The 16,633-nt window shown below is 57.1% G+C and carries 18 protein-coding genes and 1 pseudogene; 9 read left to right on the top strand and 10 right to left on the bottom strand.

Going from position 1 to position 16,633, the window contains the following annotated elements; all coding sequences use genetic code 11:
- The first annotated feature begins 10 nt into the window (after nucleotides 1-10).
- The 3 genes from AB4Z53_RS26760 to AB4Z53_RS26750 are packed head-to-tail and all read left to right on the top strand — an operon-like array spanning nucleotide 11 to nucleotide 3,389.
- Nucleotides 11-1,381 (top strand): NAD(P)/FAD-dependent oxidoreductase, encoded by a 1,371-nt coding sequence (locus AB4Z53_RS26760; RefSeq protein WP_441598654.1) that lies wholly within the window; start codon nucleotides 11-13, stop codon nucleotides 1,379-1,381.
- Nucleotides 1,378-2,178 (top strand): DUF1365 domain-containing protein, encoded by an 801-nt coding sequence (locus AB4Z53_RS26755; protein WP_441598652.1) that lies wholly within the window; start codon nucleotides 1,378-1,380, stop codon nucleotides 2,176-2,178. The genes AB4Z53_RS26760 and AB4Z53_RS26755 overlap by 4 nt, the downstream gene beginning before the upstream one ends.
- The gene (locus AB4Z53_RS26750; RefSeq protein ID WP_441598650.1) at nucleotides 2,175-3,389 is read left to right on the top strand and encodes a class I SAM-dependent methyltransferase; all 1,215 of its coding nucleotides are present in this window, start codon (nucleotides 2,175-2,177) and stop codon (nucleotides 3,387-3,389) included. The genes AB4Z53_RS26755 and AB4Z53_RS26750 overlap by 4 nt, the downstream gene beginning before the upstream one ends.
- Before the next feature lie 6 nt (nucleotides 3,390-3,395).
- On the opposite strand, the gene AB4Z53_RS26745 is transcribed toward AB4Z53_RS26750, so the two are convergent.
- The 4 genes from AB4Z53_RS26745 to AB4Z53_RS26730 form a co-directional block, all read right to left on the bottom strand.
- Nucleotides 3,396-4,202, bottom strand: a complete 807-nt coding sequence (locus tag AB4Z53_RS26745) for an SDR family NAD(P)-dependent oxidoreductase (protein WP_441598648.1) — start codon at nucleotides 4,200-4,202, stop codon at nucleotides 3,396-3,398.
- A 71-nt stretch (nucleotides 4,203-4,273) separates the two neighbouring features.
- A complete protein-coding gene (locus AB4Z53_RS26740) occupies nucleotides 4,274-5,602 on the bottom strand; it encodes an MFS transporter (RefSeq protein ID WP_291157189.1) in 1,329 nt (442 codons plus the stop codon).
- A 3-nt stretch (nucleotides 5,603-5,605) separates the two neighbouring features.
- Nucleotides 5,606-6,109 carry a DUF3833 family protein gene (locus tag AB4Z53_RS26735; protein WP_441598646.1) on the bottom strand — a complete coding sequence of 168 codons (504 nt, stop codon included), beginning with the start codon at nucleotides 6,107-6,109 and terminating at the stop codon, nucleotides 5,606-5,608.
- Nucleotides 6,110-6,176: 67 nt separating this feature from the next.
- Nucleotides 6,177-6,566, bottom strand: coding sequence for a hypothetical protein (locus AB4Z53_RS26730; RefSeq protein WP_113541096.1), 390 nt, complete (start codon nucleotides 6,564-6,566; stop codon nucleotides 6,177-6,179).
- Nucleotides 6,567-6,717: 151 nt separating this feature from the next.
- Here AB4Z53_RS26730 and AB4Z53_RS26725 point away from each other — a divergent pair.
- A pseudogene (locus tag AB4Z53_RS26725) lies at nucleotides 6,718-6,864 on the top strand (proline/glycine betaine ABC transporter ATP-binding protein); the annotation flags it as partial.
- Between the two features lie 430 nt (nucleotides 6,865-7,294).
- Here AB4Z53_RS26725 and AB4Z53_RS26720 read toward each other — a convergent pair.
- From AB4Z53_RS26720 to groES, 4 genes are all read right to left on the bottom strand, one after another.
- The gene (locus tag AB4Z53_RS26720) at nucleotides 7,295-7,516 is read right to left on the bottom strand and encodes a chromate resistance protein ChrB domain-containing protein (RefSeq protein WP_291157211.1); all 222 of its coding nucleotides are present in this window, start codon (nucleotides 7,514-7,516) and stop codon (nucleotides 7,295-7,297) included.
- A 1,641-nt stretch (nucleotides 7,517-9,157) separates the two neighbouring features.
- Nucleotides 9,158-9,460 carry a DUF982 domain-containing protein gene (locus AB4Z53_RS26715; RefSeq protein WP_113541092.1) on the bottom strand — a complete coding sequence of 101 codons (303 nt, stop codon included), beginning with the start codon at nucleotides 9,458-9,460 and terminating at the stop codon, nucleotides 9,158-9,160.
- Nucleotides 9,461-9,585: 125 nt separating this feature from the next.
- The gene (gene groL / locus AB4Z53_RS26710) at nucleotides 9,586-11,214 is read right to left on the bottom strand and encodes a chaperonin GroEL (protein WP_113541091.1); all 1,629 of its coding nucleotides are present in this window, start codon (nucleotides 11,212-11,214) and stop codon (nucleotides 9,586-9,588) included.
- Nucleotides 11,215-11,269: 55 nt separating this feature from the next.
- On the bottom strand, nucleotides 11,270-11,584 hold the full coding sequence (gene groES, locus AB4Z53_RS26705; RefSeq protein WP_113541090.1) for a co-chaperone GroES: 315 nt from the start codon (nucleotides 11,582-11,584) through the stop codon (nucleotides 11,270-11,272).
- A gap of 281 nt (nucleotides 11,585-11,865) precedes the next feature.
- On the opposite strand from groES, the gene AB4Z53_RS26700 reads away from it, so the two are divergent.
- From AB4Z53_RS26700 to AB4Z53_RS26685, 4 genes are all read left to right on the top strand, one after another.
- Nucleotides 11,866-12,138 (top strand): usg protein, encoded by a 273-nt coding sequence (locus tag AB4Z53_RS26700; RefSeq protein ID WP_113541089.1) that lies wholly within the window; start codon nucleotides 11,866-11,868, stop codon nucleotides 12,136-12,138.
- A 152-nt stretch (nucleotides 12,139-12,290) separates the two neighbouring features.
- Nucleotides 12,291-12,764 (top strand): Hsp20 family protein, encoded by a 474-nt coding sequence (locus AB4Z53_RS26695; RefSeq protein WP_113541088.1) that lies wholly within the window; start codon nucleotides 12,291-12,293, stop codon nucleotides 12,762-12,764.
- 69 nt (nucleotides 12,765-12,833) lie between these two features.
- Nucleotides 12,834-13,133 (top strand): DUF982 domain-containing protein, encoded by a 300-nt coding sequence (locus AB4Z53_RS26690; protein ID WP_113541087.1) that lies wholly within the window; start codon nucleotides 12,834-12,836, stop codon nucleotides 13,131-13,133.
- Nucleotides 13,134-13,144: 11 nt separating this feature from the next.
- Entirely contained in the window at nucleotides 13,145-13,423 is a 279-nt protein-coding gene (locus tag AB4Z53_RS26685) for a hypothetical protein (RefSeq protein WP_113541086.1), read from the top strand.
- Between the two features lie 789 nt (nucleotides 13,424-14,212).
- On the opposite strand, the gene AB4Z53_RS26680 is transcribed toward AB4Z53_RS26685, so the two are convergent.
- A complete protein-coding gene (locus AB4Z53_RS26680) occupies nucleotides 14,213-14,422 on the bottom strand; it encodes a cold-shock protein (RefSeq protein ID WP_113541085.1) in 210 nt (69 codons plus the stop codon).
- Between the two features lie 483 nt (nucleotides 14,423-14,905).
- Between AB4Z53_RS26680 and AB4Z53_RS26675 the strand changes: the two genes are divergently transcribed.
- Nucleotides 14,906-15,361 carry an Hsp20 family protein gene (locus AB4Z53_RS26675; RefSeq protein ID WP_113541084.1) on the top strand — a complete coding sequence of 152 codons (456 nt, stop codon included), beginning with the start codon at nucleotides 14,906-14,908 and terminating at the stop codon, nucleotides 15,359-15,361.
- Between the two features lie 834 nt (nucleotides 15,362-16,195).
- Here the strand turns inward: AB4Z53_RS26675 and AB4Z53_RS26670 are convergent.
- Nucleotides 16,196-16,498 carry a DUF982 domain-containing protein gene (locus AB4Z53_RS26670; protein WP_226020812.1) on the bottom strand — a complete coding sequence of 101 codons (303 nt, stop codon included), beginning with the start codon at nucleotides 16,496-16,498 and terminating at the stop codon, nucleotides 16,196-16,198.
- Nucleotides 16,499-16,633 lie beyond the last annotated feature (135 nt).

Genomic DNA, 16,633 nt, shown 5'->3' with positions numbered 1-16,633 from the left:
GTTGGTCAAAATGAGGGACGACATGCGGTTTGATCGGGGTATGAGGGGTGAATTCGGGCAACGGCGTGTCGCTGTGATTGGCGCCGGTATTTCGGGGATGTCCGCGGCCTGGCTACTCGGTAAGAGCTTGGAGGTGGTGCTATACGAGGCCGGCGACAAGCCCGGAGGTCATGCCAATACAGTTGTGGCCCCCACGGCTTTTGGGCCGGTTCCCGTCGACGCAGGGTTCATTGTTTATAACGATCGCAACTATCCCAACCTCGTAGCGCTGTTCGACCACCTCAACGTCCCGACCCAAGCCTCCAACATGTCGTTCTCCGCGTCGTTGGATGGCGGGGCATTCGAATACTCGGGCTCTGGATTGACAGGCTTGTTTGCTCAGCCGTTGAACGCACTTCGTCCGCGCTTTTGGAGAATATTGTCAGACATTTTGCGCTTCTATCGCGCCGCTCCCAAGGCCCTCAATTGCCGGAATCTGGCTGGCAAGACACTGGGTCAGTATCTTGACGAGAATGGCTATAGCCAGGCTTTCATTACCGATCATCTCCTTCCCATGGGCGCTGCGATTTGGTCTACAACCACCACACGCATGCGAGATTATCCCCTGCATGCCTTCATTCGGTTCTGCGACAGTCATGGTTTGCTTGCATTAACGGACAGGCCTCGCTGGCGAACCGTGACCGGCGGAAGCCGAGAATATGTTAACAGGCTAATGTCGGACTATTCCGGCGAGCTTCGAACAAGAAAGGCAGTCCGGGAGATCCGCCGCGAGGTGGGGACCGTGGTCATAACCGATCGTGATGGCAATCGTGACACGTTCACGGATGTTGTCATCGCAACTCACGCCGACCGGGCTTTGGCGATGCTTGCGGAACCTAACGCACGTGAAAGAGAGCTGTTGTCGGCGATCGGTTACACGAGCAATAAGGTGGTTCTGCACACAGATACCTCATTGATGCCCAAACGGCGAAACGTGTGGTCGAGCTGGAACTACATTGGCGCGTCGGACGATTGCGGTGAGCGCCAGCTTTGTGTGACCTATTGGATGAACCGATTGCAAGGCATCGATCCGGCGACACCGCTTTTTGTGACGCTGAACCCGCATCAAAAGATAGCCAGTGAGCGGATAATCGCGACATTCGATTATGACCATCCTCTGTTCGATCATCGAGCCTTGGTGTCTCAAAAGGAGCTTTGGCGTCTCCAGGGACGCGGCGGTGTCTGGTTTTGCGGGGCGCACTTCGGCAGTGGATTCCATGAGGACGGCTTGCAGTCCGGGCTTGCGGTTGCCGAGGCGATCTCCGGCATGCGGCGTCCGTGGGCGGTCCGTGACGATTCTGACCGGATCCCCTCGGAGATCGGTTACGCGGCGGCTCAATGATGTCAAGGTCGGCTCTTTACAGCGGGCAAGTGTGGCACGTTCGGTTTCGGCCCCGCCGGCATAGGCTTTCCTACAGGGTCTTTTCGCTGCTCCTCGATCTGGATGAGTTGGAGTCCTTAGACCGCAAGCTGCGCCTTTTCAGCCATAATCGCTGGGCTCTTTTCAGCTTTCGCGACAGCGATCACGGCAATGGTGAAGCAGGCGCGCTTCGCAGTTGGGTCGAACGCCAGCTTTCTGAGGCCGGGGTGGACGCGAAGCAGCTGCGTATCCGTGTACTATGTTACCCCCGCATTCTCGGCTACGTCTTCAACCCTTTGACCGTCTTTTACTGTGAGGCAAGCGATGGCCAAGTCCGGGCCGTTCTCTATGAGGTCTGCAACACGTTCCACGAACGTCATACCTATGTCATTCCGGTGAGCGACGACCAAGGCGGAGCGATCCGGCAGTCGTGCGTCAAAGAACTTTACGTTTCTCCGTTTGTACCCATGGATTGCCGCTACGAGTTCAACCTCAGGCCGCCGGGGGAAACCGTGTTCGTCGGCATAACCGAAAACGATCGTGACGGGCGACTTCTCACGGCTGTATTTTCCGGTGAAAGGGAAGAGATCTCGGATAAGAGGCTTTTTCTAACGTTCCTAAAACACCCCCTCATGACTGTAAAAGTAATGGGTGCGATCCATTGGGAGGCGCTCAAAATCTGGCTAAAGGGCATGCCCGTGCATCGTCATCAACCGGCGGACCTGCTGGTCGCTACAACGATTGTCTCCCGCTTTGAACAGAAAGACACCTTGGCATGAGCGAGCTTGATCGGGGTGCGGCGTTGCCAATATCGGGTCGCCCGCTGTGGCAGAGAATAGTATGCGGTTGGCTTGCCCGTATCAAAAGCGGGCAGTTACGCGCGGAGTTCCCGTGCGGGGCGGTGCATTTGATCAAGGGGAACGTCCCTGGTCCGACTGCAGCGATCGTCTTCAGGAACGCAAGACCGGTCTGGCGTATGCTAACCAGCGGCAGCCTGGGGTTTTCGCGATCCTATCTCGATGGGGACTGGGAGACGCCAGACCTGGGCGCGCTCATGGATCTGGCGCTTGCCAACGACGAGACCATCAAGCCCGCGCTCGCGTCTCGCCCGTTACTAAGCCGCCTCGCTTACCTCCGGCATCTGTTCAGACGAAACTCCCGCGCCGGGAGCCGCCGAAATATCGCGTTCCATTACGACCTCGGGAACGGTTTTTACGGCGCATGGCTCGATGAGACGATGACGTATTCTGCCGCTATCTTTGAGCGGGAAGGGCAGTCACTTGGTGAGGCCCAGCAATCTAAGTACGACAGGATCCTAAAAGAGCTTCGAATCGGTCCGCAAGACCATGTTCTTGAGATCGGTTGCGGCTGGGGTGGGTTTATGGAGTACGCTGCCTCGCGCACGGGGTGTCGCATTACCGGGCTGACTTTGTCGAAGGAACAGGACGACTTTGCAAGAGCTCGGCTGGCAGACAAGGGATTGTCTCCGTTGGCCGAGGTGCGGCTGCAGGACTATAGAGATTGCAAAGGATGCTTCACCAAGATCGTCTCCATAGAGATGTTCGAAGCCGTCGGAGAGGAGAATTGGCCGGTTTACTTCGCTCAGCTCCGAGCAAACCTCGCTCCAGGCGGACAAGCGCTGATCCAGGTGATTACGATCGATGAGAGAAGGTTTGAGCGTTACCGGCGCAACGCCGACTTTATCCAAACACATGTGTTTCCCGGTGGCTTGCTGCCTTCTGCGGCAGCTTTCAGGCGGGAGGCTGTATTCTCTGGCTTGCTGGTGCGGGACGCATTTTCCTTCGGCCGTGACTACGAAAAAACCCTGCTCATGTGGGAAGGTGCTTTCCTCAAGAGTTGGCACAAAATTAAATCCGCTGCATTCGACGAACGATTCAAGCGCTTGTGGCTCTACTACCTTCACTACTGCGCCGCCGGCTTTCGCAACGGTACCATCGATGTCTACCAGTTCCGGCTGGAATCCAAGTGACGGATGTCAGGTTTCGTCCTGACGCAACATTCGGCGCGTCAAGGCGAACCGCAGGCTTGGAGGGAGGGCCTTCAATAGCTTCAAGACCACTTTCATCCTCCAAGGGAATGCGATCTCGAACTGTCCTCGCTCAAGCCCGCGCTTGATGTATTCCGCCGCACTTTCCGACGAGATCAGGAAGGGCATTGGGAAGTCATTCCGGCGGGTCAAAGGCGTATCGACAAATCCTGGATTGATGATTGTTATCTGAACGCCCTGCCTTTCCAGTTCGGGATAAAGTGCTTCGCACATGTTGATCAACGCGGCTTTCGTCGCGCCGTAGCCTGCGGCCCCAGGAAGGCCCGTGTAGCCCGCGACGGACGCCATTACTGCGATCCGCCCCGACCGGCGCGCTGTCATCGCTGGCATAATTGCCTGCAAACAGTTCACGGTTCCCATGATGTTGAGCCCGACCATATCTCCGATGGCCGCGGCGTCGAAGGTCGACAGGCTATCGCGCCGGTACGTGCCCGCGCCGAAAACCGCCAAGGAAATAGGCCCTAGGCGCATTTCAATGTCGCGTACGGCGATTTCAGTCGCTTCGCGGTCGGTCACATCGAGGGGAAAAGAATGGACCTTGTTCTCCAGCGATTTTGCGAGCATCTCAAGCCCAGCGGTGTTGCGTGCGCTCACGGCTACGGTCCACTCATCGAGTGCCAACCGAATTGCAAGCGATTTACCGATCCCGGAGCTTGCGCCGGTAACCCACGCCACCTTTCGACGATCCGTCTCGTGGAAGGCGTGATTGTTGATTAAATCGCGACCGATAGTCATGGAAACCTACCTCAGTGGGCGATAGGGAAAACGTGTCATCAACCTGGCAGCCGTAGACGAGCTCAATACCGTCAAATGCGGCCAAGAAGGTCTCGTTGGGCCACGCGATCGATCGGAAAACGCCACATGAGGCCGATTGCTGCGAGTTTCGGAACGATCGGTAACCAGGCGTAAAGCATCGAAAGTCCCTCGAGCGCGTGGGGCGACGAACGTTCTTGAGCTGGATCGAAGTCAAACACACTCAGCAACGGAAATACCGCCCCCACGGCTGCCGCGAGCGAGAGCTTTGTGGCAAGCGCCCACGCGGCGAAATACATGCCCGTCCGCTGAGAGCCGGTGACTGCTGTGTCATTGTCGATTACGTCTGCCTGCATGGACGGCGGCAAGACCAGGTCGAAGCCGAGCAAAAGGCCGGTACAAACGCATATCGCACCGAAGGCAACCAGATCGCCGTCTCCGAGAAATCCAGATAGCGCGAATATGGCGCACGTCGCTATCATGGCGCTGCTCCACGCCTTGTGCTTGCCCCACCGCCTTGCGGTCTTCAACGCGATCGGTACGCCGATGACAGCGCATGCGAAGTAGAGAAGGAGAAGCGGGCCGCGCCAATCCGGTGCGCCGAGACGCTCTGAGACGAAGTAAAGAAACAAAGTAGCTGGGATTGCGTTGGCAAAGCCGTTCAAAAGAAAAGCTGCGATGAGACGCAGGAAGGGCCTGTTCTTCGACATGAAAACGAGGCTTTGCACCAATCCAGGCTCCCGCCTCGACCGATTAAACGGTTCAGGAACGAAGGCGAACGCCGCAAGACCTGTGATCGGGAGCATCACCGCGACCAGGATGGCTATCGTCTCTAGCCCCTCCGCACCAGTGCGGGCTGTCGGCCTGAAAACGAAAGGGAGGCTTATGGCCGCTAAGGTGCCGATCAGTGTCGTCCCTTCGCGGAAAGCGGCGATGCGTGTTCGCTCGGCATAGTCGCTTGAAAGTTCTGCGCCCCAGGCAGTGTACGGAAGAGATGTCCAGGTAAAGCCAAGTGACAAAAGCCCGCCCCATAGAACCAGATAGCCCAGTCCGACCGATTGGGGCGGCCAGAAAAGCATGAACGCGGCACTTGCAGTCAGCGGGATCGACGCCACAAAAAAGCCGCGACGGCGACCGCAGGCCCCAGGCCAACGGTCGGCGAGCCACCCGAACATCGGATCGCTGGCCGCATCAAGAACACGAATGGCAAAAAGTGCGCCGCCAACCGCCGCGATAGGAAGTCCGATCACTTCGGAGTAAAACGTTGGGACAATCACGAAAAGCGGCAAGGCGAGCGCCGCCAGCGGAAACGCTGGTAGCGCATAGAGGATGAGCGTCGAGGTGGATGACCTGGATTCGCTTCTGCAAAATGCTCCGCCCATCCGTCACCGCCTCCTGAACTCTACACGTGTCCAGGCAACCGGAAGTCCGATCTTCGTCACGTAGGCGGTGTTGAGTACCCGGCCATCATTGTTTAATCTCATTGTGTCGTGAAAGCGCACCTTGTTCTTGCGGTTTTCCGGGTCCAGGAAGACCAGATAGCTGAAGCGTGCGACGTTATCCTTAATCCGCACCTCGGTCTTTCCGATCACGTCCTCGCGCATACCCCAATACGTGCCGGGTCCATCTTTGATGAACCGCCACGTCTTGCGATCGCGAGTGCCGTCATCGAACGTGAAATCTTCCCTAAGCGTCAGGGTTCGACCATCCCATTTGCCCAGCAACTGAGCCTGGAATGACTTCTTGACCCCGGTGATGCTGTGAAAGCTACCTTCCGCGATCGACTTGCCCGTAAAGAAACCCTCAAGCGAAAAGGATTCGGCGGCCGCTGGTTTGATAAATGCGAGGTTCATAGCGACTGCCGTGAGAAAAACACTGAAGGTGTGCATGCTTCTCCTCTCTCAAATCCGTTGCAAAGCATAAGCATCCATTCCATTTCCCGTATCCGGTGCCACTTCAAAGTTCAGGACCTATTCGGGCTATGCCGGTCTTTCCGTCGTCGCGGATCCACTTCAGTCTCTCTCCATCGACGCGATATAGCTCGAAACACATGGAGCGCCCGTCGTACCAGGTGCGAAATCTCTGGCAGAGGCGGTCAGACTGTATCCACCAAGTGCCGGTGTCTTTGGGTTTGACGAACCTACCGAGGCCTAAAGCTTCGCCGTCACCGTCGACACTGCCGCTCCTTCGATAGTTGAGCGGGAATTCCCCACCGAGGGGGGCTTCAAGGAAGATACGCCGGCCGACGATCTCTCCCCCGATCTCGTTTGCTTTGTATCGCTCCGCGGCAGCCTCTGAAGCAGTAGCCGCGAACAAAGCTGCGATTGTTATTGCAGTTCGGAACATGGCTGGTTCGTTTGCTCTCGTTGTTTTTATCAGCATTCGATACGAGCAGGAGGTGGGGTTGGATCATTTCTGCTACCCGATATTGTTTGGATTTCGTGAGCTTTTGGCCGCTCACGTCGACGTCTGTCGCTCGTCCGGGACCGTGGCGCGCTACTGGGATGGGGAAGTTGTGCAACAGGGCACGGGGCAGGACATCGTGATGAACCTGGCAGACGATTACATAGCCAGCTTTGTTCGGGAAGTGAACCGTGCCCGCGTCATCAACGTCGAGACGGTCGCCAACGCGCTGGGTGCTTCGGCTTGTGATTGGCATCAGCCTTTCACTGGTGGATGACCGATGAAAGCGTCAGTGAAGACTCTTTGAGAGGAGTCTCTTGCACAAGCTCCGGTGCTTCCTATCTCATATTCCATCCTCGACATGGAGCCTCGAGATGGACCAAGTGGTACTGAAACTTCCTACCGATCGTCTAATCGAAATCATTCCGCCTAAGCCCATAAAGCGTGACGAACGGAGCACCGCGACGTGCCTGTGTTGTCAAAAGCAGTTCCCAGCCTCACGTATGGACGTCGACGCTTGTGGCATATGCGAGGAATGTCTCGCGCCTTAGGCATATCTGCGCCTGACGTTTTCGGACTCCTGCTGCGTCCGAGCGAAGCGCGGGCAGCTCGGCCGGCATCGCCTCTCTATGGTGGAGAGCTTGGGTATCACGCATCTGCTCATGTCCGTGCTATGCGCGTGTGGCGCGGAAGTACTGATAGAGGTTGTCGAACACCGGGCCGCCCTGGGCTATCCGTTGCTCGTCCTGAGTGTTGGCGGCGCAAATCCTGGCGATCAGGTTGGCGATGCCGTGTGTCTCTTTGCGGGCGAACTTCGCGTCCTTCAGGTCGATGTCGTGCACGATCTCCGAAATGGCCTGCAGAGCCGGATCTGCGATGGCAGCCTTTTTCAGGAGGACTTCGAAGCTTATGTTCGGGCGTAGTTCACTGGCGGCATTATCTCGTGGATCAAGAGCTCCAACAAGGCTCGACGCAAATCTTTGACCGCCGCGAGCGTTGCCGCCTCATTAAGTTCTACAAGTCGTGAGTAGCCACGACATCGGCAATGAAAATTGCCGCCAGCCTGCGTTCTCCATCGGTAGTCACTTCTTCGGCCCCTGGTTATGCCAGTGCTGCCCGATACTCATGGCCGGCCACTCAGAAATCAGGAAAGAATAGCTTAATGCCGCCTGCGCGACCATTATCGCAGTTAGGAGATTGGGCGGCCCTTGCTATCCACGGAATGTCCGATATTCGAGCACTAGACCCCGATGAAATCTGACGGAAGTCTTGACGTACAAATTTTCCTCCCACGCCAAACAGACATGTTGAAATCCTAACATAAAGTGTTTTGCTTCGCGACAAGCTGCATTGCCAAAGCTTTACGAAGAATCCGGATGCGAGAGGTCGAATTTTATCTATGTATACTGTGAGGCTTGTTCAGCCGGCCCCAGTGGCTGCGCCGAACGCGGCAACCTGCAGCAGACCGCCGGCCATGGCGATATTCTCGAAGAAGTGGATGAACTGGTTCTACTCGCCGAGGTGTCGCGAAGCGACAGCGCCGAGGCAACGCTGAACTGAGAACAGGACCAAGCGACGATACGGGCCCAGAAGCCGAGGGTCAGTTCGACGCTGCCGACGCTGTCAGTCACGACCGTTGCGCCACATCACAGAGACGGGAATAGGCCGACCATTGAACCGATCAGTGCCGGCCGGCTCGGAAATCTTGCTATGCCGGCCGGTAGGAGTATTTCGGAACTACAACCAAACGCCGAGAAAGTCGCACATCAAAAAACTACGCCGTGAACCCATTAACGGTGCTGGTCAGACGGCCCTGATCATCAGCGATGATGTAGTCGAATGATCGAAATACAGTCGTTCAAGCTCCTCAGATGTGAGTGAAAAAGCTGCCGTCGCTTGAGGGAGCCTGAGTTCCCGCGCGGCGGATTGTCCATCAACCAAGATCGTAGGATGAAGGTTGGCGGCAGTCGTAAGATCGCCCGCGTTGCGCATTCCGTAGTCCGCAGCCCAAAGGCTATAGATAAGTTGGGCACGAGGGGCCAGAGAGGAATGAGGCTTTCTGCTCGATGATCTTGTGACCCCTCGTCTAGCAGCCATGTTCATAATCGAGCACCGCTCACCCTCCGTTAGTGTTGAAAACGTGATTCAGGTTTTGCATGAGCCGATACGGCCTACCGACTTCGAGTGGCGCGTGATTAAGCCGCTTTTTCCCAACAAGTCACGAGGTGTCCGCCATGTCGATGACCGGCGGGTGCTGAATGGCATGAGGACTACCGCCATTCCGGCGGGCTTAGGGGTCTGTGTGGCTCCATCACCAGTTCGCGCAATGGGCGTGCGCGCACGTTTCCTCAAAGGCTGACGCTGCTCTGCAGATATCGTCACTAACCGTTGGAAGTAGACGTATTGCGCCGGACAGGATCGATGGTCGATCGATGACGGCCGAGTTCCGGTTTGTGCGGTTGGGGTCGTATAATGGCATCGTCGGGAAACGCCAGTGAGAGGCCACAAACGCAGCCTCTCGCGGGAAGGTTAGTTCACGGTGAGATCCGACCGCCACCGGACCTTGCCTTGATCATCCAGGGGAGCACCGCGGGGGCCTTCACGAGTATGCCCTTCCTTTTCGCGAAGGAGCGAAGCGCATCTCGCGCAACTTCGACTGGCTTGTGACCGTCATGCGCCAGGTAGCACGTCTTCAGGGTTGCGTCGTGGATGATGTCGCGATCTCCTTTAGACCGTTCCTCAAGGAAATCGATCGCATCGTCCAGGTTCGTGATTTCGAGGACCAGATCCTTCCTTTCACGCAGGTAAACTGGCCGGTCAAACATCTTCGTGTGCATATCTACCTCACTGAATAGCTGCGGCACCAACACCAACCTGTGAGCTAGGTAGCCTGCCAGCCGGCGGGGCCGATCGGTGGAGCCCGTCCGGCCCGTCCTTGGGAGAACGGGCCTGAACAATCGCGTTAGAAGTCCATGCCTGGTCCGGCGGGCAGAGGCGGAGACGTATCCTTCTTCGGTTTCTCGGCGATCATGGCTTCGGTCGTCACCAGGAGACCTGCGACAGAGGCCGCATCCTGAAGTGCGGTGCGAACGACCTTGGCCGGGTCGATGACCCCTTGAGCATAGAGGTCACCGTATTCTCCCGTCTGGGCGTTCCAGCCGTAGGAGAAGTCCGTCTTCTCGCGAAGCTTGCCGACGACGATGGAGCCTTCAGCACCGGCATTCTCGGCGATCTGGCGAACCGGTGCCTCGACGGCGCGCCGGACAATCTCGATGCCGACCTTTTGGTCCTGATTGGCCGTCTCCACATGATCCAGCGCCTTGATGGAACGCAGCAGCGCGACACCGCCGCCTGGAAGAATACCTTCCTCAACGGCTGCCCGGGTGGCATGCAGTGCATCGTCGACGCGGTCTTTCTTTTCTTTCACTTCCACCTCAGTCGACCCGCCCACGCGAATGACCGCAACGCCGCCGGCGAGCTTGGCAAGACGCTCCTGCAGCTTTTCGCGGTCGTAGTCGGACGTGGTCTCTTCAATCTGGGCGCGGATCTGCGCGATGCGCCCGTCGATATCGGCCTTGGCGCCGACGCCGTCGATGATGGTCGTGTTCTCCTTCTCGATTGCAACTTTCTTTGCCCGGCCGAGCATGTCGAGAGTGACGTTCTCGAGCTTGATGCCGACGTCGTCAGAGACAACGGTGCCTCCTGTGAGAACGGCGATGTCCTCCAGCATGGCCTTGCGCCGATCACCGAAGCCTGGTGCCTTGACCGCAGCGACCTTCAGACCGCCGCGCAGCTTGTTGACGACGAGGGTCGCGAGCGCTTCGCCCTCCACATCTTCAGCGATGATGAGGAGCGGCTTGCTGGACTGAACTACCGCTTCGAGCACTGGCAGCATCGCCTGAAGGTTGGAAAGCTTCTTCTCGTGAATGAGGATGTAAGGATCGTCAAACTCGGTCCGCATCTTGTCGGCATTCGTCACGAAATAGGGGCTAAGATATCCCCGGTCGAACTGCATGCCTTCGACGACCTCGAGTTCGGTCTCTGCCGTCTTGGCCTCCTCGACGGTAATGACGCCTTCATTGCCGACCTTCTGCATCGCCTCGGCGAGATATCGGCCGATTTCTTCGTCGCCGTTTGCCGAGATCGTCCCGACTTGAGCAATCTCAGAGTTGTTGGAGATCTTTCGCGCGTTGGTCTTCAGTTCATTCACGATCGCGTCAACGGCAAGATCGATGCCCCGCTTCAGATCCATCGGGTTCATGCCTGAAGCAACCGCCTTGGCACCTTCCTTGACGATCGCCTGCGCCAGCACGGTGGCCGTGGTCGTCCCGTCACCGGCGAGATCGTTGGTTTTGGAGGCGACTTCGCGCAGCATCTGCGCACCCATATTCTCGAACTTGTCTTCGAGCTCGATTTCCTTGGCAACCGACACGCCATCTTTGGTGATGCGCGGGGCGCCGAACGACTTGTCGATGACCACATTGCGCCCCTTCGGTCCGAGCGTGACCTTGACGGCGTTTGCAAGGACATCGACCCCACGCAACATGCGTTCCCGGGCGTCGAGGTGGAATTTGACTTCTTTCGCAGCCATTTCTGTAACTCCTCAATAGGCAGCTATCTGACTGATGGACTTGTCGCTGGTTGGTTCAGGCCGCCTGCTTGCGCACGGCCGGAGCTTCAATGACACCGAGGACATCGCTTTCTTTCATGATCAGCAAATCTTCCCCGTTGACCTTGATCTCGGTACCGGACCATTTGCCGAACAGGATGCGGTCGCCCGCCTTGACGTCGAGGGCCTGGATCTGACCCGCATCGTTGCGGGCGCCGGCGCCGACAGCGACAACTTCGCCCTCCTGCGGTTTCTCTTTCGCCGTATCGGGGATGATGATCCCACCCCTGGTCTTTTCTTCCGATTCAACCCGACGGACGAGAATGCGATCATGCAGCGGTCGGAAAGACATGTTTTCCTCCAATGGACAAACAGTAGTGACGATGTTCCCCATCACCGGACCGGATGACCAGTCTGGACGGGTACAAGACCTCAAACGAGCGTCTTGCGCGAAATCATCTGGTTTTGAGGTTTTTCGAATTCAAGGGGTGAAGTCAAAAAAATCAGCACTCGCATTGCGCGGCTGCTAACATACTGTAAACGAACAACAAACCCATGCTAGACGTTTAAAATCCCGTTGCTGATCGTGAACAATTGCGCCACCTTAGCGTTGTTGAGAAACGGAGATGAAGCATGCGATATTCACCGGATTGCGAGCGTCAAATAAGCGGCTACGGACTGACCACCGCGCATATTCTCTACCGAATTCCCGATTTCGAATCCGTGTTACAGACCTATGTCTGGCAGGATTACGATCTCGCTCCCGACTTTCCTGAAATGCAGAAATTCCTCGATTTCTGGCAGGCCAATCTCGACGGACCGCTGCATTCCGTTCGCTATACGCATCAGCACCTGATCCGGCCGAACGAATGGCGGCGCATTGAAGGTGAGTTCAAGCTGAACTGAGATTTGCAAAAAAATCTTCAGGGCAGCACTTGAAGCCGGATTTTTCAGATACCAGATCTTTTGCCGCCAGCGGCTGACCAACAGGGCTGGCAATGCTGAGGGCGCCGTCTTTCGGCGCTCCATACCCATGTTGCTTTCAGGAGGATATGGCTATGGCAACATCTTACGACTACACGCCTCTCTTTCGATCGAGCGTAGGCTTCGACCGGCTCTTCAATCTTCTGGAAAACGCCCAGCGCGACCGTTCGACCAGCGACTGGCCGCCCTATGACATTGTCAAGACGGGTGACGACAGCTACCGCATCTCGATTGCGGTTGCTGGCTTCGCGGAGGGCGACCTCGACATAACGTTCCAGACCAATCTTCTCACCGTTATTGGCAAGAAGCAGGATTCTCCGTCCGAAACCTATCTGCACCGCGGTATCGCCGGGCGCCCGTTCGAGCATCGTTTCGAGCTTGCCGACCATGTCAGGGTGAGTGGAGCGGGATTAAGCAATGGCCTGCTGACCATCGATCTCGTTCGGGAAATCCCGGAGGCATTGAAACCGCGCAAGGTCAGCATTGACGGTTCCGCGCTTGGACGCCCGGACATAGCGCCGCAGATCGAAGCCCAGAGCGCCGCCTAAGCGAAACATTGGAGACGGGCGCCGTTTCGATGGCGCCCATGAGCACACCGGGTTGGAAAGGAGAGCGTTATGAAACCCGATATGTTCGAGACACCTGTTCGTATTCTCGTCGGCCTTGGATTTCCGACGGAGGTTCGAAGCGTGATGGACGCTTACCGCCATCTGGTCGAGTGGCCGATATCGTTAAGGGATGGTCCGCATTCGGTTGCGCTCAAGGCGTGTCGAGCTGCCCTGAGCGGCGAGATCGAAGCTGAGACCGCGCGTGGGTTGTTTGCTGCCTTCGCGCGAAAGCACGACCTGCTGGCGCCGGAAACCGACCCCATCATCGCGAGTAAGCCGCGGTGGAGTCGGGATCCACACGTGAGCTGAGGTGACCGAGCATGGATAACATGTTTGAGCAGATTGCCGCATCTGCCGTGAACAACGGACCGAACGTTCTCGCCTCTCACTGGTCGCCGTTTCGACGTCCAATGGATGTGGTGAAGGATCCTGTACTTTCTGTCGATGACAAAAGAACCATTCTCGCCGCATGGGCTTCGGACTTCTACGCGATAGATTCGAAGCCAGCTCTTCGTCATGTTCCGGGAACGCCGGAGCCGGTTTCGATCGATGAGGTTCGGTCTGCCCTGGGAGAGCTCGATTTGCGGTACGATACCTGAGGGGGCTATATCCCTCCTCTCTCACGCCTTGCTGGCGTTACGACGGGCGGTCTCGATATCAGGCGGCCCGTCGAACTTAGCAGGGGGTCACTTCAAATCGGCAAAATGCCGTTCCTCAAACGGCTGGGTAACAGCTTCGATTTTCGGTATAGCTCCCTCCGCCAGGCTTGTCGTGCTGGATGCGCCGCTGGGTGTGAGAAAGGCGAACCAGCTGCAGGTCCGCAACGTGGTGCGACAGCCTGCTGTCATATGGTGCGGCGCGGCGATGTGCGGGCACCGAGATTTAATCGGCGCGCGACGGGAGCCGCATAACCCGGCGACTTTTCCGAGGCGGATGCTGGCAGAAACCAAGTCGTTTCGCGCGTGACGCCCGCCACAAGCTGGCACGGCCCGGCGTCGATCCGAATATGGGGCGGAGGATTTCTTGAAGAACTGCTTGCCAGGCGAGCAGAGGCAATGCAGGCGGGCGCGGGGGAGTTTAGATCAAGCAATTCAGCGCCGCTCGTGTACGCCCGTCGAGGCGCGTCTGAAGACAGCGCTCCACCGAGCCAAGGCGGCCGAGAGCTCGCGAGTATGCGAGGAGCGACATCGCGCCTTGGGCACAGCGAGGCACGGCTGGCCCAGCGCATGATCAGTGCAGTCGAACCGCCTTCCTCGCCGCAGTCAGGCCAAGATGGCTCTGTAAAATCGGTGTAATCAACGAAAAAGGCCGGGCGGAGCCGACCTTCTTACATAGTACCGCCTCAATGGCCACTGCCAGTACATCCGTGGTCAACGGCCAGAAGCGAGTTAGGCAGTTGCGAGGTTGTCGGCAGCGTTCTTACCCGAACGCGCATCCCGAACGATGTCGAAGGTAACCTTCTGGCCTTCCACGAGGGAACGCAAGCCAGCCCGCTCGACTGCAGACGCATGGACGAATACGTCCGAACCGCCGTTCTCCAGTTCGATAAAACCAAAGCCCTTGATGCTGTTGAAAAACTTTACGGTTCCAGTGTTCATGACAATTCCTTTTCAAAATCTTGGATTGAGTTCACCTGCCGACAAAATGACTACTGAGGCAGATAGATCGATTTTGAGAGGGAAGGTCGGCTTGAACGCAGAGAGCGAGAAAACAAAGCTCAACAAGCAAAGATCGATGCAGCAATGCCTATCGACCGAATGTGTCTTAAACAAGTCGTCTCCCTGCGGTTGGCAAAGGGCGAGGATCGACCTGAGTTTAAATTGATCCCGGAAATCTACAGAGCATCATACTGTTTTTTGGTTTTGATAGGCGGAGCGCAGTTTTCTGGCGCTTTCACCTACGAGTGCTATCGGCATGAATTGATGGAACTATTTAAACCTCACGGAACTGGCCGCCTCTTGACGCGCCGCGCCGCGAACACCAATTCATCATCGTCGACGCCCAGTGGGTCGATCCCAGTCAGGGAGCCCAAGCTTCTTGGCGCTCCCTCGTACCTATGTTGCTCTATTGAGGATGTAGCTATGAGAACGAACTTTTCCCCCTTCGCTAGGTCGAGCATCGGCTTCGACCGTATCTTCGACCTGCTCGAGAACAGCAGCCTGAATACGGACAATTGGCCGCCCTACAACATCGTCAAGCTTGGTGAGGCTGCGTACCGCATCGCAATCGTGGTCGCCGGTTTTGCCGAGGACGAGCTAACGGTCACGCATGAGACGAACAAGCTGGTGATCAACGGTGCGAAAACGGAAAACGGGGAGGCTCAGTACCTCCATCAAGGCGTTGCTCTGAGGCCGTTTGTGCGCCGCTTTGAACTCGCAGATCATGTCATCGTCGAAAGCGCAAAGCTCGAGAACGGGCTGCTCGTCATCGATCTCAAGAAGGAAGTTCCCGAACAGATGAAGCCGCGGCGGATCGCTATCCAGCCGGAGACGACGAAACCGGCTTCGAAGCAGATCGAAGGCGGCAAAGCGGCCTAATCCAGAGCGAAAGAGAAGAAAGGAGGGTAGCAAACCGGAAACCGGCGACAAGGACCGGCGTTTCGTTAAGCGGACCTTTTGTTCTCTGCGAGGAATGTCGGATCGCGTTCATGCTGCGCCCTTGACCGCTGATGTTCGCGAGAGGGCCTTAGCGGTATGATGGGCCGATAAAGTTCAAACCGCCTTCCCATGCCAGGAGCCGACATCGCCTTGCGCCGAAGCGTCGGGACCGAGCGGAATCCTCCTGGCAGATTGGTGACCTGCCCGCCGCCGGCGCGGCGGGCAATGACTGCCTGCTATTGACCCTATATGCGCGTGCGGATTTTTCTGGTTGTCCCAGTATGCCCGGACCKACACTCCGGCGGCCGGCGGGCCGAGGACACCGTGGGTCCATATGGACTGATGCTCGCCGTGATAGCGAAATCTAAGGCGACACCGCCAGCCATAAACCCAGAACAAGGCTCGCCACGGTTTCGGCGACAAAAGGGCCACGGCAAGAACCAGTGCGGGCCACTCTTGCGGTTTCTCGCCTTCAGCAGTTCTTGTGGCATCACAACCGCCGCGAATGAATCCTGATCAAGAGTCAAATGTCCGCGTACGTGGTACGCTGAGCGAAACGATAGTTTCGGGACAAATCATCTTGAAGGTATGGACGCGTCGGTGTCTGGGAATATTTCTCTAATCGCTTGTCGAGGCATGTCGCCTGTCAGGATCGTCCGAATGCCAAACGCTACGCTGCCCTGGTGGTCAAAAGTGGGAGAAACCGCGGTGAGGGATTGCAGTTGCGCGGCGCGGTGCCAAGGCCGGGGCAGGGTTTGCCCCGGCCAAAACCATCTAGGCAAGTGAGCGTTGACCGCCAGTACCGGCCTGCTTATCGAACAGGTCGGCGGTATCCGCAGACATGCCCGCGTCTCGACAAGCGTCTATGAAGGCGTCGCGCGCGATTGCGACCGGTGTTGCACGGTTGAGTGCGCGACGGCAAGATTGAGCGGCTCGGTTAAATTTTCTGCCTCGGTCAATGGTCCAATCGCCTTCGAGGAAATCTAGTGCGTCATTGACACAAGCGAAGATTTGTCGCGTTCCGTCCTTCAACTGGACGGTAACCGGCGTCATCCAAACGAGTTCCGGGTTGATCATGATGTCCTCCTTTCGCATTCAAACCGGATGAAAAAGAAGTACGTTGGATATTGGCGCCACCGGAGTGAATTTCAAGGCTTCGAAAGTCTGGCGCACGGTCAAAGTCATGGGTCATACCGCGAGCGTATCCCTCAG

Source organism: Ensifer sp. 2TAB8, from assembly GCF_052115125.1.
Lineage (GTDB): Bacteria > Pseudomonadota > Alphaproteobacteria > Rhizobiales > Rhizobiaceae > Ensifer.
This window is presented reverse-complemented; position numbering and strand designations above follow the sequence as displayed.